General features: G+C 62.6%; 13 protein-coding genes. 2 read left to right on the top strand and 11 right to left on the bottom strand.

Annotated elements, in window-relative coordinates; all coding sequences use genetic code 11:
• The first annotated feature begins 464 nt into the window (after positions 1-464).
• Entirely contained in the window at positions 465-1,613 is a 1,149-nt protein-coding gene (locus BJF92_RS09900; protein ID WP_143523993.1) for an SMP-30/gluconolactonase/LRE family protein, read from the top strand.
• 204 nt (positions 1,614-1,817) lie between these two features.
• On the opposite strand, the gene BJF92_RS09905 is transcribed toward BJF92_RS09900, so the two are convergent.
• From BJF92_RS09905 to BJF92_RS09940, 8 genes are all read right to left on the bottom strand, one after another.
• Positions 1,818-2,546, bottom strand: coding sequence for an SDR family oxidoreductase (locus BJF92_RS09905; RefSeq protein WP_075634595.1), 729 nt, complete (start codon positions 2,544-2,546; stop codon positions 1,818-1,820).
• Positions 2,547-2,569: 23 nt separating this feature from the next.
• Complete coding sequence (locus tag BJF92_RS09910; RefSeq protein ID WP_075634596.1) at positions 2,570-3,298, bottom strand: SDR family oxidoreductase; 729 nt, start codon at positions 3,296-3,298, stop codon at positions 2,570-2,572.
• Between the two features lie 25 nt (positions 3,299-3,323).
• Positions 3,324-4,394, bottom strand: coding sequence for an ABC transporter ATP-binding protein (locus tag BJF92_RS09915; RefSeq protein ID WP_075634597.1), 1,071 nt, complete (start codon positions 4,392-4,394; stop codon positions 3,324-3,326).
• 249 nt (positions 4,395-4,643) lie between these two features.
• A complete protein-coding gene (locus BJF92_RS09920) occupies positions 4,644-5,684 on the bottom strand; it encodes an NAD(P)-dependent alcohol dehydrogenase (RefSeq protein WP_075634598.1) in 1,041 nt (346 codons plus the stop codon).
• A 4-nt stretch (positions 5,685-5,688) separates the two neighbouring features.
• On the bottom strand, positions 5,689-5,892 hold the full coding sequence (locus BJF92_RS09925; protein ID WP_075634599.1) for a DUF2160 family membrane protein: 204 nt from the start codon (positions 5,890-5,892) through the stop codon (positions 5,689-5,691).
• A gap of 4 nt (positions 5,893-5,896) precedes the next feature.
• Positions 5,897-6,730, bottom strand: coding sequence for a carbohydrate ABC transporter permease (locus BJF92_RS09930; protein WP_075634600.1), 834 nt, complete (start codon positions 6,728-6,730; stop codon positions 5,897-5,899).
• Positions 6,727-7,605, bottom strand: coding sequence for a carbohydrate ABC transporter permease (locus tag BJF92_RS09935; protein WP_075634601.1), 879 nt, complete (start codon positions 7,603-7,605; stop codon positions 6,727-6,729). Before BJF92_RS09935 ends, BJF92_RS09930 begins: the two co-directional genes overlap by 4 nt.
• 130 nt (positions 7,606-7,735) lie before the next feature.
• Positions 7,736-9,166 (bottom strand): extracellular solute-binding protein, encoded by a 1,431-nt coding sequence (locus BJF92_RS09940; protein ID WP_075634602.1) that lies wholly within the window; start codon positions 9,164-9,166, stop codon positions 7,736-7,738.
• A gap of 243 nt (positions 9,167-9,409) precedes the next feature.
• Between BJF92_RS09940 and BJF92_RS09945 the strand changes: the two genes are divergently transcribed.
• Positions 9,410-10,333: a helix-turn-helix domain-containing protein gene (locus BJF92_RS09945; RefSeq protein WP_075634603.1), complete on the top strand. Its 924-nt coding sequence runs from the start codon at positions 9,410-9,412 to the stop codon at positions 10,331-10,333.
• A gap of 435 nt (positions 10,334-10,768) precedes the next feature.
• Here BJF92_RS09945 and BJF92_RS09950 read toward each other — a convergent pair whose 3' ends face one another.
• From BJF92_RS09950 to BJF92_RS09960, 3 genes are all read right to left on the bottom strand, one after another.
• The gene (locus BJF92_RS09950) at positions 10,769-12,910 is read right to left on the bottom strand and encodes a methyl-accepting chemotaxis protein (protein ID WP_075634604.1); all 2,142 of its coding nucleotides are present in this window, start codon (positions 12,908-12,910) and stop codon (positions 10,769-10,771) included.
• Positions 12,911-12,930: 20 nt separating this feature from the next.
• Positions 12,931-13,860 (bottom strand): substrate-binding domain-containing protein, encoded by a 930-nt coding sequence (locus BJF92_RS09955; RefSeq protein WP_075634741.1) that lies wholly within the window; start codon positions 13,858-13,860, stop codon positions 12,931-12,933.
• Positions 13,861-14,137: 277 nt separating this feature from the next.
• Positions 14,138-15,157 (bottom strand): GlxA family transcriptional regulator, encoded by a 1,020-nt coding sequence (locus BJF92_RS09960; RefSeq protein WP_075634742.1) that lies wholly within the window; start codon positions 15,155-15,157, stop codon positions 14,138-14,140.
• Positions 15,158-15,368: the final 211 nt, after the last annotated feature.

Raw genomic sequence — 15,368 nt, forward strand, 5'->3', positions numbered from 1 at the left:
AGCATCTCCCGACGATCTTTTACCTAAGTGAATTTTATCGTGAGAATAGAAAAATCGGTAAATTCAACCAATCTACATGGTGACATATTCCTCCCTAATTTTGACGAGTCATGTGCGTTGCAACGTCATAATCCCATGAGGTTATCGATGCGACGACATTGTGCTCTCTTCGCGCCGAGATGGTGCTCGCAAACAAAGGACGGATCAGGCAGACGCATCTTTTGACGATGGACGTCACAGAACAAGGTTTGCTGCCCTGTCATCAGGAGCGATTGCCCGAAGATGCAGCGCTGATCATGTCAAGAGATGCGGGGAAGGCGAGCTGGTCGTCGTGCCAGGACAGCGGCGGTTCGGCTGCACGGGGGCAAAGGCACGGCTGGGGCGTGCCGGGAACTTTCGCAGGCGGGCAAGGTTCGAGGGCGGCAACAACCGGGAGCCGAGCCATGCCCAATCCATATTTCCGAATGCGCGCGCTCTTGGCCGCCACCTGCGCTGTGATGTTGTCGCCGTCGCTGTCCGCCCATGCCCAGACAATGGAGCGGCTGACGAACAAGGCAAAAGAACTTGTGGCGCCGGTCACGGGAAAAACGGATGATCGACTGCAGAAGGTCGCGACATTTGAGCATCAGGTCACCGGGGTGACGGTGTCGGAAGATGGAAGGATCTTCGTCAATTTTCCGCGATGGTCGGAAGATGTTCCGGTCTCGGTCGCCGAAGTCATGCAGGATGGCTCGATCCGGCCTTATCCCGACGATGCCTGGAATGCCTGGCGCAACGCGAAAATGTCCGAACTCTCGCCGAAGGATCACTTCGTCACGGTCCAGAGTGTCGTGGCCGATGGCCGGGGGTCGCTCTGGGTCGTGGACCCGGCAGCGCCCAACAGCGAAAAGACGGTGAAGGACGGGCCGAAGCTGGTTCAGATCGACCTGAAGACCAATACGGTCAAACGCGTCTACCCGTTCCCGCCCGAGATCGCCGGCCCGGCCAGCTACCTGAACGATGTGCGCATCGCGCCGGACGGCGCCTTCGCCTATTTCACCGATTCCGGCGCACCGGGCGGCCTGGTGGTTCTCGATCTGAAGGCGGGAAAGGCGTGGCGCGTTCTCAGCGATGATCCCTCCACCCAGTTCGAAAAGGACGTCGTGGTTCATGTCGACGGCAAGCCGCTTCGCAGGCCCGATGGCCGTCAGCCGCTGTTCAATGCCGATAGCATCGCCCTTTCGAAAGACGGGACGACGCTTTACTGGAAGGCGCTGACCGGAAAAACGCTCTATCGCATCTCGACCGCGGCCCTGCAGAACGCATCGCAGGACCCCTCTGCCGCCAAGGCTGAAAAACACGCGGACAGGGAGCCCACCGACGGTTTGTGGATCGACGACCAGAACCGCATCTATCTGAGCGCCATCCAGGATGACAGCATCAAGATCCTGAGCGCAGACGGCAAGCTCACCTCGTTCCTCCAGGATAGCCGCCTGCGTTGGCCGGATACCTTCTCGCAAGGGCCGGATGGCACGATGTATGTCACCGCATCGCACATCCAGGACTCACCCTGGTTTCACCCGGGGTGGACGGATGACGCCTTCACGCTCTTCAAGTTCACGCCGCCGAAGTGACGGCGACGCCATGTCGCGTTTCATACCGGCCCGAAGATGATAGGTGCTTCTGAGAGCATCGGAGTATTGCTCCGATGCTCAAAAGGGGAAGCCAAGTGCGGCGCGAGACGGAATCCTCCTCACCGCTCATGGCCCAGACCAGTGGACCCTGCCGCCCGCTTTGCAGCGTGGGGCAAGGCCTGCGGCTCCCCGCCTGAAACCGACCTACACGTCGAAATTGGTCGGCAAGACGATCATGTCGCGGATCGTGACGTTGCGCGGGCGCGTCAACATGAAGAGGATGGCTTCGGACACTTCGGTCGGTTCGATCAGGCTTCCATTGGCTTTCGCCTTTTCGAGGTTTTCCGCCGGCCAGTCGGCGAGCAGGGCGGAAACGACCGGGCCAGGAGAGACCTGGCCGACCCTGATGCCGTGGCCCTTCAACTGCCGACGCATGATCTGGACAAAGCTGGTGATCGCCCATTTTGAGCTGGAATAGACCGGCTCCCAGTGGATCGGTGCGTGGCCGGCCACGGAGCAGGTGACCAGAATGTCGCCGGTTCCGCGCCCGATCATATGCGGAGCGATGTCGTGGACGTTTTTCATGACGGCGTTCACGTTGAGATTGAGCATCCGGTCGATCGTCGCGTTGTCGGTGTCGATCAGGTCCCCGCCAATATAGGAGCCCGCATTGCAGTGCAGAATGTCGATGTGATCGACCTTGGCAAGGATGTCCGGCACCATGGCCGCGCAGCTGACGGGATCGAGAAGATCGGTGACCTGCATGACCACGGCATCGCCGAATTCGTCCTGATAGGTCTGGAGCGCCTGCTTGTTGTAGTCCACCATCACCACCGTCGCACCGGCTTCGACCAGCGCCCGGGTCGTTGCCAGGCCGATCCCGGAGGCTGCGCCCGTGACCGCAGCGATCTTTCCTTCGAGTAATTTGGTCATCGTCTCGTTTCGCCTCTTGGTTTTCAGACAGAAAGGAAGCCGCCGTCGACAGGCAGGACGGCGCCGCTGATCATGGGCGCGTCCTCTGACAGCAGCAGTGCGATGGACCGTGCGACATCCTGGACCTCCGCAAAGCGTCCCAGGGGGTGACGAACCATCATCGGGTCTCGCTTGGAGGGCTCGGACCATGCCGCCGCGGCAAGCTCCGTCATGGTGACCGTCGGCGCCACGGCGTTGACCCGGATGCGATGAGCGCCGAGTTCCTTGGCCATGACGCGGGTTGCGGCTTCGAGCCCCGCTTTCGAGGCGGCATAGGCCAGGTGATCGACGAAGCCGCGATGGCCGGCGATCGATGTGACATTCACGATCGCACCGCCGCCGCCATTTGCAATGCGGGCCCGGGCGAACTCCTGTGCGCAGATGAGCGCCGCGCGCAGGTTGATCCCGAGCACCGTCTCGTAGCCCTGCTCGGTCATGTCGAGCACGCTTTCGAGCACGTTGGTGCCCGCGCAATTGATCAGCGCGTCTGCGAGCCCCGCTGTCTTCATGGCCGCGCGTGCGGCCGCATTGTCCGCGAGGTCCACGGAGATGACGGTCGCACCGAAGTTGCGCGCGAGATCATCAAGATCGGTCTGCGAGCGTGACATGGCGACGATCCGCGCGCCGCGCTCGCTAAACAATTCAACGCAGGCGCGGCCGATACCCTTGCCGGCACCCGTGATGATGATCGTTTTTCCAGTAAAATCCGACATGGTGGTTCGTCCAGTGCTGCCTGCCTCAGGGGGAAATTCGCTGCTCGGTCTGCTTGTCGAAGACATGCGCCGTCGCCGGATCGACGGCGAGCGCGATCGTATCTCCGGCTTTCAGCGCATGGCGCTCGCGAAAGGCGCACAGGACCCGCTGCCCCGCCAACTGAGCCGCCACGAGGATTTCGGCCCCTGTCGGCTCGATCAGTTCAACCGTCGCCGGTGCGCCCTGATCACCGCGTGACAGGATCCAGTGGTCGGGACGAATGCCGTAGATCGCGTCCTGGCCGTCTCGTGCCCGCGTGCCGGGCGGAAGGGAAAAACTCGAGCCGTCCGCCAGCCGCGCCGCGTTCGATTTAAGATCGATCTTGACGGAGAGCTTGTTCATCGCCGGCGATCCGATGAAGCCGGCGACGAAGATGTTCGCCGGCCGGTCGTAGAGCTCCAGCGGCGCCCCGATCTGCTCCACCTTGCCGTCGCGCAGGACGACGATGCGGTCCGCCATCGTCATGGCCTCGATCTGGTCATGCGTGACGTAAACGGAGGTGGCGCCGAGGCGCTGATGGAGCGCCTTGATTTCCGAGCGCATGTCCACGCGCAAGGCGGCATCCAGGTTCGACAGGGGCTCGTCGAAGAAAAACGCCTTGGGACTGCGAACCATGGCGCGGCCCATGGCGACACGCTGCCGCTGGCCGCCGGAGAGCGCCTTCGGGTAGCGGTCGAGATAGGGCGTCAGCCGCAGCATCTCGGCGGCCTTGTCGACCTTGGCATTGCGGTCGGGGAGGGTGTCGCCGCGCAGCTTGAGAGCGAAGGCCATGTTCTCGCGAACGGTCATGTGCGGATAGAGCGCGTAGTTCTGGAAGACCATCGCCACGTCACGGTCCTTGGCGGCGATGTTATCGACGCGCTGCCCGCCGAGCCTGATGGTCCCGCCGGTGATGTCCTCAAGCCCGGCGAGCGTCCGCAGCAGCGTTGACTTCCCGCAGCCGGAGGGACCCACCAGCACGACGAATTCGCCGTCCGCTATGTCGAACGAAATGTCGCGTAACGCATGATAGGCACCGTAGTGCTTGTCGACCTTGTCGAGCTCGATCGTTGCCATGTATCAATCCTCAGTCGCTTGCGCGGTCTGGCCGCTGATCATTCGGTAAGGCATCCGTGCGGAGCGATCGGTGCAGGCTGCTTCAGCGGGGTCGGTCGATCGGCGCGACCACGACTCTTGCCCTGCGCTCTGCGCTCCGCGGAGGCGTGCGAGAACATCGGACTGAAAGTCATCCACAGTCCAATGCTCTATGTTTTTGTTTTCAAATCGGATTTTCCGAAGACGGGTTCCCGTTTTCGGTCCGATGGGCTAGCGTCCCAGCTCGATCTGGATCTTCACGGAAGACGGTTTCGGCCGTACGGCATAGTCGAAAGCCTCGACAGACTGCTCGAAGGCATAGGTGTCGGTGATCAAGGCATCGACGCTGATCTGGTTCGACCCAAGCAGCGCGACGATGCGCGGATAGACATGCGCGTATCGGAACACGTGTTCGACGCGCAGCTCCTTGGTCTGGGCGATCACGACATCGAAGGCCACCGGCTTTACCGGCATTCCCACAAGCACGATGGCGCCACCAGGGCAGGCATGGTGCAGGCTGTCCGCGATGACTTCGGCCGCGCCGGAGCATTCGAGGACGACATCCACACCCCAGCCATCGGTTTCGCGGGCGATGACGCTCTTCAGATCCTGCGAGCGGATGTTGACCGTCATGATGGCAGGGCCGAGCTTGCGCGCGACGTCGAGCTTTTCATCGACGATGTCGGTGACGATCACCTTGGCGCAGCCGGCCGACAGCGCGGCGATGGCCGTCACCATGCCGATCGGCCCGGCGCCAGTGACGAGCGCAATCGCGCCCGGCGTCAGCTTCGCCTTGGAAATGGCGTGAAATCCGACGGCCAGCGGTTCGACCATGGCGCCGGCGGCGTAGGAGACATTGTCGGGAAGCTTGAAAGTAAAGGCGGCAGGATGCACCACGCTCGGCCTCAGCACGCCATGCACCGGCGGCGTCGCCCAGAAACGCACGGCGGGATCGAGATTGTAGAGACCAAGGCGCGAGGCGCGGCTGTTCGCATCGGGAATGCCGGGCTCCATGCAGACGCGGTCGCCCACTTTCAGCGTGTCGACCGCGCTGCCGACCTCCTCGATGACGCCGGCAGCCTCATGCCCGAGGATCATCGGTTCCCGCACCACGAAGGGGCCGATCGCGCCGTGGGTGTAATAATGGACATCCGACCCGCAGACGCCGACGGTCTTGATGGCGATGCGCACATCGGTGGGGCCCAGCGTTTCCTTCGGGTCCAGATCGCGAATGCGCAGTTCGTTTTTACGTTCGAGGACGAGCGATCTCATCTTTTCAGCCCTTTCGGATAATGAATACAGCCAGCGCCAGGCAGAGCACCGTCGCCACCCAAAGCGGCAACAGGCCCTCGAGGAAGCGCATCCACAACAGATGCACCAGGATCAGGATCACGACCGAGATGAAGCCCCTGTCGAAGCCATTGGTTCGGATCGGCAGGAAGCCGTCGCGTTCGCTTTGCTCTGGTTGAAAGCCACCCATCGTCTTACCCTTTCAATGCACCGAAGGTGAGGCCGGCCACGATGTGCTTCTGGACAAAGCCGAGCACGATCAGCGCCGGAAGCGTCGTCAGGAAGGCCATCGCCGCCATCTCGCCCCAGTTCGTTCCGGTCACCGAGACGTATTCGGCAAGCGCTGTCGTGACGGTTCTGGCATTGGCCGAGGAGGTCAGGGTCGCCGCGAACAGATATTCGTTCCAGGCGAAGATCCAGGTGAGGATGAACGTCACGGCCAGGCCCGGCCGCGCCAGCGGCAGGATGACGTTGGAGAGCACCTGCGCGGTTGTCGCGCCATCGACCCGTGCCGCTTCGTCGAGCTCCAGCGGGATGCCGTCCAGCATGCCCTTCAGGAGCCAGATGGCGAAAGGCAGGTTGAATACGCAATAGAGCAGGATCAGGCCGATCTTCGTGTCGAACAGCATGGCGTCGCCGAACACGAACCACTTGGTGAACAGCAGGAACAGCGGCAGCAGGAACACCGCGGGCGGCGCCATGCGGTTGGTGATCAGCCAGAAGAACACGTTGTCGCCGCCGCTGATCCTGTACCGCGAGAGCCCGAACGCGGCGAGCAGGCCGAGCGCGCAGACCAGGGCGGCATTGGATGTCGCCACGAGCATCGAATTCCAGAGATAGCGCAGGAATGTCGCGCTGTTCAGCACTGCCAGGAAGTTGTCCCAGTAGACGGCGTCGATCAGGACGGACTTCGAATAGAGCTTCACGCGCGGGCGCATGGAGACCACCAGCATCCACCAGACCGGGAGCAAGGTGAGAAGGGTAAGGCCTATCCACAGGAGGAAAGAGGCAAGACCGGAGCGTCTCATTGGGCACCTCCCTTGCGGCCCGTCATCGCAACGAACAGGAGCCAGCTCAAAACAATCGTGACATAGAGGGTCAGCAGCGACATGGCCGCGCCGTAGCCGTAATCCGTCTTCGGAAACACGTTGATCCAGATATGAAGGCCGATGAAGCGTGTCGCCTCGGCGGGACCACCCTTGGTCAGCATCCACACTTCGTCGACCGAGCGCAGCGCGTCCATCAGGCGGATGAAGACGGTTGTCAGCAGCACCGGCTTCAACATCGGCACGATCACGTACCAGAAGATCTGCAGCTTGTTGCCGCCGTCGATCTGCGCCTGCTCCAGCGGTTCCTTCGGCAGGGCGGTCAATCCCGCCATCAGCGACAGTGTCACGAAGGGTGTCCAGTGCCACAGGTCCATGACGATTGCCGTGCCGAAGGCATGATAGGCATTGGTCGAGATATTGTAGTCGATGCCGAACCACAGCTTCAGGTAATAGGGGATGATGCCGAAGCCCGGAACGCAGAGCAGCCGCCAGGTGGCGCCGACCGCAATCGGCGCGACGACGATCGGCAGGGTGTGGATGGTGCGGAAGAACTGGCGGCCCCACAGCCGGTCGGCCATCAGCGCACGGGCCAGAACATAGCCAAGCAGCAGTTCGCTGACGACGACGATGAAGGCGAAGACGAGCGTGCGCGCCAGCGAATTCAGGAACGTCGCGTCGAAGACAAGGTTTCGATAGTTCTGCAGTCCCGCCCAGCGCAGCGTGGGATCGACGGCATTGCTGTTCCAGTCGAAGAAGCCGACATAGAGGATGTAGAGGAAGGGAATGAACCCGACCACGAAGAGGATTAACGTGGCTGGTGCGAGAAACAGCCATCCGATGTTGGATCGTCTCATCCTACGCTCCGACAAATCAGTCTTGAAAGATGTTTGACAAGGGCTCGGCGAGAGAGCTCGCGACCCACGGTCGGTGAAGGGCGGCCAGCTTCGCAAAGCTGGCCGCCCGCCGCTGGGAGAGTGCGGTCCGTTACTTGCGGTAACCGAGCTTCACGAGTTCGGCCTCGGCTGCGGTGGCGGCCTGGTCCAGGGCGTCATCAGGCTTGATCTCGCCGACGATCGCCTTGTAGATGAACGGGGCGACGACCTGCAGGACCTGCGCGTGGAACGGGAAGGGCGGAGCGCCGGCAAACAACTTGCCGTCATCACGCATCAGCGTGTAGTAGCCGCTGACCTTCTTGTCCTGCTCGACGATCTTCGGATCGTCATAGGTCGAGTTCATCACGATGCGGGAGCCGGCCAGCGCCCAGTCGGTCTGAACGGACGTCTGTCCGATATATTGCAGGAACAGGAGCGATGCGTCCTTGTTCTTCGACGAATGCGGGATGCCGAACGCACCACCATCATAATAGCCGATATAGCCCTTGCCGGCTTTGGCGGCCTCCATGACGCCCGCTTCGACCGGCGGCAGCGCCACGCCGACCTTCCCGACAACGGTCGACTTGCTTTCGTCGGTGGCGATCCAGGCCGCGTTCTCACCATAGACGAGACCCTGAGCCGCACGTCCCGCAGCAAAGGTGCCGGCGACCTCATCCCATGTGGAGGAGGTGGATTCCGGCGGCGCGTATTTCAGCAGGTCGACCCAGTAGTTGAGCGCCTTCTTCGAAGCGGCGGAGTTCATCTGGCCGCCATGGGCTTCCGTTGCCGCGAAGGTCTTGCCGTCGATGCCCCAGTTGTACACGCCGAAGGTCGGCGCGACCGATTCGAAGAACTCGTAGAAGGCGGCAGGGTGGCTGGACGAAGCCTGCACCGTCGTTCCCCAGAGCTCCTTGTCCGCGCCATATTCGGCGAAGAACTTGGCGATCCGGGTGTATTCCTCATGGGTCGTGGCCGGCTTCAGATCGGCGCCGGTCTTGTCCTTGTAGGACTTCTGGATCGCCGGATCGTCGAACAGATCCTTGCGGTACAGGTAAGGCTTGATGAACGCTTCCATGGGAACACCCATGACATCGCCCGACTTCGGATCCTTGAAGTAGTTCAGGAAGGTGGTGAAGTTCTCCGGCTTGAAGTCGGGGGACGCGATCTTGGCATTATCGGCGAGCGACTTGGTGATATCGACCAGGAAGTTGCGGGCCAGATAGGTGTAGACGATGTCCTGCTCGATATAGACGAAGTCATAGATGCCGGTATTGGCCTCCATGTCCTTGATCGCCTTGTCGTACATCTGGTCCCAGGACGTGGCCTCGAATTCGACCTTGATGCCCGTCTCTTGCGTGAATTTGGGACCGAGAACCTGCTCGACATATTTCGAGGCAGGCGTCGATTCCGAGATGCCCCGGATCGTCGCGCCCTGATAGGGCTGCGCGGCAGTCTTCCACCAGGAATCCTGCGCCAGGGCGGTCGAGCACCATAGGCCGAGCGAAAGGCAGCCCACGCCTACGGCTTTGATGAAACTGTTCATTGTTGTCCTCCATCCCATCGAAAAATCTATTTCGGTCAAGCGTGTTCAACTCTCCTCCGACACGCTCAACAGGGACTAATCTTTGTGGATAGAACAGGTAGACACAAGCGCCGCCGTTGCGTCATACTGATACTCTCATGCGCATATTGGCCATAAAACGCATGAATTTCTGTGTGCATTGCACAATTCAATATGTGTTGAGAAAGCAAGAGCGCGTGTCGGATCACGCCGGAGGGGGTGGGCATGTCCGTCATTTCGCCGAAGATCGCGAGATTTGAATATGTGTTGACCGGCGCGGACGAGACATTCCTCTGGCGCCGCGATGATTATCCCTGGGAGCGCAATGTCTGGAATTTCCATCCTGAGATTGAAATCCACTATGTTTCAAATGCCAGCGGGGTCTTACTGGCCGGCGATCATGTCGGCGCATTTACGCCCGGCCATATCTCGATGATCGGCAGCAATCTGCCGCATGACTGGGTGACGCCCCTCAAGCCCGGCGAGCGCATTGCGGGACGCGACATCGTCATCCAGTTCCTGCCATCCAAGCTGGAGCAGGCCTCTGCCTTTCTCCCGGAACTGGCGGGATTCCGCGAGTTCTTCACCCGCGCCCAGCGTGGGCTTTCGTTCAAGGGACAGGCGCGGGAAAGGGCGGAGGCGCTGATCCTCGACATGGAGTTTCAGACCGGCTCGGTCCGGCTTTCGACCTTCCTGTCCCTGCTCTCGCTGCTGCGCGACACGGATGAGGTCGATATATTGTCGTCGGAAGCCTATGTGCCCGACCTGAGCTCTGGCTCCCTCGAGGCGCTGCAAATGGTCTTCGCGCATATCTTCGCAAACCTCTCGGAGGACATTCGTCTGCCTGACATGGCCCGCATGGTCGATATGAGCGACAGTTCCTTTTCACGGTTCTTCAAGAAGAACAGCGGCAACAGCTTTACCGATCACGTCAACAAGCTTCGCATCTGGAAAGCGGGTCAGCTCCTGACGGACACGTCCATGCCGATAACGGACATCTGCTTCGAGGTGGGATTTCGCAATCTCTCCAATTTCAATCGCGTCTTCCTGCGGCACCACAACCTGACCCCCTCGCGATATCGCAAGCTCTCCACCAACCGAAGGACCGTTCCGCTCCCGCAGACGACGGCAGGTCCTCTGCCAGTCTAGGGTCAGGACTCTAGTGTAAGGACCCGTAGAAAGAGCAATCCTCTGATGTGCACACGTTCACGTCTCCTTGCGACCGGCGGACGGGAATGGGCCCTGCTTTGCGCCACTCTCCTCGCTTCGGTCGTCTTTGACCTGCAGCGCATTGAGGTGTTGTCGAAGGTCGTTGCCGGGCGGATGACGACGGTGTCGGCCGCGAGCCTGCTGTTCCGTCATGCGTGGCGATGGCGAAGATCCCAGGCTCCCCAACGGTTGTCGCCGCAGCGGGAACGGGCGACTTCGTCACGCCTTCGAGCGGGTGGCCACACGGTCGAGGATCCGATTGTTTAAATCGCTCACCACCAACGCGATCGAGAGACAAGGGGCGAGCCAGAGGCTCAAGGCAAAACGGGAGAGGCCATGCCCCTCCCGTCCTCAAGCCTGTAAGAAAGCCTTCGCTTACGACGCCATCCGGTATTCCTGGCGGTGGGCGGAGGGGCGGCCGCCAACGCGGAAGCGCTGGACCATGTCGGCGAGACGTTCGGTCTCCTGGCTCAGGCTCTGGGCGGCGGCGGTGGTTTCTTCCACCATGGCCGCGTTCTGCTGGGTCACCTTGTCCATCTGGTCGCCGGCGGCGGCCACTTCGCGCAGGCTGTTGGCCTGGTCGCGGGCCGAGGCGGCGATGTCGGAAATGGTGCTGCTCATGTCCGCCACCTGCTGGACGATCTCCGCCAGCGAGACGCCGGACTGGCTGACCAGATTGACACCGGTTTCGACCTGGGCGGTGGAGGTGGAGATCAGGCTCTTGATCTCGCGCGCCGCCTGGGCGGAACGCTGGGCCAGTTCGCGCACTTCCTGGGCGACGACGGCGAAGCCACGGCCGGCCTCCCCGGCGCGGGCGGCTTCCACGCCGGCATTGAGCGCGAGCAGGTTGGTCTGGAAGGCGATCTCGTCGATCACGCCGATGATGTTGCCGATCTTGGCCGATGAGCCCTGGATTTCGGCCATGGCCTCGATGGCGCGGTTGACGATCGCGCCGCCCTTCTGGGCATTGTCGCGCGCCGCGGCGACGGCCTGCTGGGCCTGGCCGGCACCTTCCGCCGTCCCGTTGACACCGCGCGTCACCTCGCTGATTGCGGCCACGGTCTCTTCCAGCGAGGCGGCCTGCTGCTCGGTGCGGTGGGCCAGATCGTTGGAGGCGCTGGAGATTTCGGCAAGGCCCGAGCGGATGGCGGCAATCGTGCCGATGACCGAGCCCAGCGCCTGCTCCAGGCTGTCCATCGAGCTGTTGAAGTGGTCGCGGATCGGAGCATAGCGCGGATCGACGGCGCCGATGCGCAGGGTGAGGTCGCCGTGCGACAGCGCGTCGAGGCCCTTGGAAATTTCCTGGAAGGCCTGTTCCATGGTCTTGGCGTCGGCAAGGCGCTCGGCCTCCTGGCGCAGCCGCTGTTCCTCGCCGGCGAGGCGCGCGCGCTCGGCATTGGCTTCGGCCACCAGCTTGGCGCGGCCGGTTTCCTGGAAGACCTGCAGCGAGCGGGCCATGGCGCCCAGCTCGTGACGGTGCTCCGCGCCTTCGATCACGATCGTTTCGTCACCATGGGCGAGGCGTTCCATGCTCGCCGCCATCTTGCGCACGGCGCCCGAGATCAGCCGGCCGGTGAAATAGGCAAGAACCAGGCCGATGACGATCAGGAGCGCGCTGATGATCAGCGTGGTCGTCGTGGCCGAAGCGACCATATCCTGTACCGAGCCGTCCAGCGTCGTCTGCGAGGTGCTGACCGCAGCCTGCAGACCGGCAAAGCCGCTGCTGATCTTCGGCGCGAGCAGATCGAGCTTTTCCTTGCGGATCTTGCCACTGGCCAGAAGCACGTCGCGCAGTTCCGCCATGCGGGCGGTGTAGTTTTGCATCAGCTGCGTCGCGCCGAGCACGCGCTTGTTCTGCAGCTCGTTCCTGGCCACCTTGGCGGCCTCGGCATTCAGCGCCAGCGCCTGGCTCAGCGCGGCCTGGGCGCTGTCATAGGCGTCGAGATCGTCGGCATGGACGAAGCGCTCCGAGAAATAGAGGCTGCGGTTGAGCGCGTCCAGCGTGTCGCCGGCCGCATGCATCAGGGCGATGTCGTTCTGGCGCCAGGCGCTGCGCAGCACATCCTTCAGCGCGATGACCGTCCAGGGGCCATATTCGGTGACCTTGCCGAGCAGGGCGTCGCGGCGGGCCTGCAGGCTGATGATTTCGGCGAAGGCTTCGCCATAAGCGCGCATGTCCGCGTTGATCGCCTGGAGGCCGGAGGCCAGCTTCGGGTCGTTCGACAGCCGCGGGTCGCCCTTCAGAAAGGCGTCCAGACCGGTGCGGAACTGGCTGACCGTCTCATCGCCCGGCGCGACGCGGAAACGCTCCGCCGCCATCTGGATCTCATGCAGGCTGTTGGAAGAGCCCGCGATCGCCATGGTCTGGCCGGCGGTGTCGCGATAGGAGGAGAAGATCGAGGAAAGCCCGTTCATGCCGGAAATGGCATTGGCGGACAGGATGCTCATCAGCAGGATCAGGGGCAGGAAGCCGAGGGTGATCTGGGTGCGAATGCCCAGTCTGTTCCAGAAATGCATGGCGGTGGTTCCTCGCGCTCTCACTGGCTCTTCGGAAGATATTGGGGAAGGTTCTGCTGCGTCACCAGCTGGAAGGGGATGTAGGTTTCGCGGGGAACCTTCTGTCCGGCGGCGAGCTTGATCGCGGCCTCCACGGCGCCTTTGCCCTGTCCGTTCGCATCCTGCAGCACGGTCATGTCGAGATCGCCGGCCTGCATGGCCATCAGCGCGTCATTGGTGGCGTCGATGCCGGCAATGACGATGTCCTTGGGCGCACGGCCGGCCTGCTTCAGTCCCTGGATGGCGCCCAGCGCCATTTCGTCATTGTTGGCAATGACAGCATCGAAGGTGACGCCGGCCTTCAGCCATTCCTGCATCTGCTGGCTGGCATAGTCGCGCGACCAGTACGCCGCCTGACGCTCCACGATCTGGATGCCGCTGCAGTCGGGTTGCGCGAAAACGGCGTCGACGTCATTGGTGCGCGTGCGGGCGGCGAAGTGGAACGGCTCGCCGATCAGCACCACCGCCTTGCCCTTGCCGTGAAGCTGGCGGCAGACCTCCTGCGCCTGCAGCGTGCCGGACTCCTTCTCGTCGGAGGCGACGTAAACCTGGCTGTCCGGCAGGTCCGCCAGATTGGCCGGGCTGGTGTTGACGAAGACCAGCGGCACGCCGGCCTGCTTGCCGATCTCGGTCATGCGCGGACCCTGGTCGCCATCGGAGGAGATGACGATCATGGCGTCGATCTTCTGCCCCGCGCTTTTGCGCATCTGCTCCAGCTGGAGCTCGCGGTCGCCATTGGCGCTCTCGACGATCAGCGTCACGCCGGGCTTCGCCTGCGCGGCCGCCTTCATCGCGTCCACCAGCAGGGCGCGGAACTTGTCGAGCTTGGATGTCGAGACGACGATTGTTCCGGCATGGGCCGCCGTCGCCGACAGCAGCGCTGCCAAGGCTATTACAAGTTTCATCCGCACCACGCTCCGATCTCTCCATCGTCATCTCTGTGCGAATGTTTTTCAGTTATCTTTTAAGTAACGGTTTATCGGCGCGCCAATTGGTCTTAATTTTACAGAAATCCGATTCAAAGGCAGAGAACGGACGAACTATCGTTCCGGCATGACGGAGATGTTGAGACTTCGTAAACCGGCAATACATGGATTTTAGGGGGGGCTTCTCCAGATGTTGAGTCTCGACGGAGCGTCTGCCGCCGCGGGCGGGCGGCCTTCTTTCCTGCCGTCCGGCGATGTCTTCTCAGGGCAGAGGCGGCCTGGTCTGGCGCAGGCGCGAGGGGGCGATGCCGTAGACGCGCTTGAAGGCGCGGGCGAAATGGGCGGCGCTGCGAAAGCCGACATCCAGCGCGATGTCGATCAGCGCGGCCTGCGATTGCGTCATCAGCGCATGCGCCTTCTTCAGCCGCATCAGCGTATAGGCCTGGGCGGGCGACATGGCGAGGCTCACCTGGAAGATGCGCTCCATCTGCCGGCGCGACATGCCGATGCTCTCGGCGATCTCGTCGATCGAGCGGGGATCGGCAAGGTTCTGCTCCATGGTGATCAGCGCGGCGCGGATGCGCGGATCGGCGGTGCTCGTATCCAGCGTGTCTTCCAGCGGCTTGCGCGATTGCGTGTCGGTGGGCTTGCGCGCCCGGTCGATCTGCAGCACTTCCAGCGCGTTCAGCTCCGCCTTGCGGCTGATCTTGGCGCGCACGAGAAAGGCCGCCATGTCGGCCGAGGAACTGCCCCCGGCGCAGGAGCCGCGCTGGCCGTCGAAATTATAGAGCCGGTCGGAGCGCACCTGATGATCGGGAAAGCGCTGGCGGAACTCGTCGTGATGCAGCCAGCTCACACAGGTCTGGTGCTGGCGCAGAAGGCCCGCTTCCGCCAGGATGAAGGTGCCGGTGCACAGGCCGATCAGCGGCACGCGGGCGCGCGCCGCGTCCTTGAGATAGCGCAGGGTCTCCTCGTCCACCGGCCGCTCGACGCTCAACAGACCGCCGCACATCACCAGCACGTCGAAGCGCGTGGGCGCGACGAAATCGCAGGTGGGCGCCACCTGCACGCCGCAGCTGGAGCGGATCAGGAGACGCGTGCTGCCCAGCACCTCCCAGTCGGCCAGCACGCGGCCGGAACGGTCGCGCTCGTCGGAGGCGAGCCGGAGCGTGTCGACGAACAGCGAGAAGGCCGAGAGCGTGAAGGATTTCGCCAGGATGAAGCCGACCTTGAGCTTCACCGCGGCGTCGCCGACGACGGGTTTGCGTCCCGCGCCCGGCACTGCGGCTGTAAGAAGATGCGCCAAGCGCGCCTCCCTTGCTGATCTCTCCCCGCCGATCTCCTGCCAGCATGGCGAACCCGCCAGGGTGGTTCACCCCGCGCCGTCGGTTGGGCCCTCTGGTTCGACCATGTCCGCCCTGCCACCGTCAAGGCGCGAACGCGGCAGGCGTCATCCTGTCTTCGCCACGACATTCCTTGCCTTTGGCCACAAG

Origin of the sequence: Xaviernesmea rhizosphaerae (assembly GCF_001938945.1) — a bacterium.
GTDB lineage: Bacteria > Pseudomonadota > Alphaproteobacteria > Rhizobiales > Rhizobiaceae > Xaviernesmea > Xaviernesmea rhizosphaerae.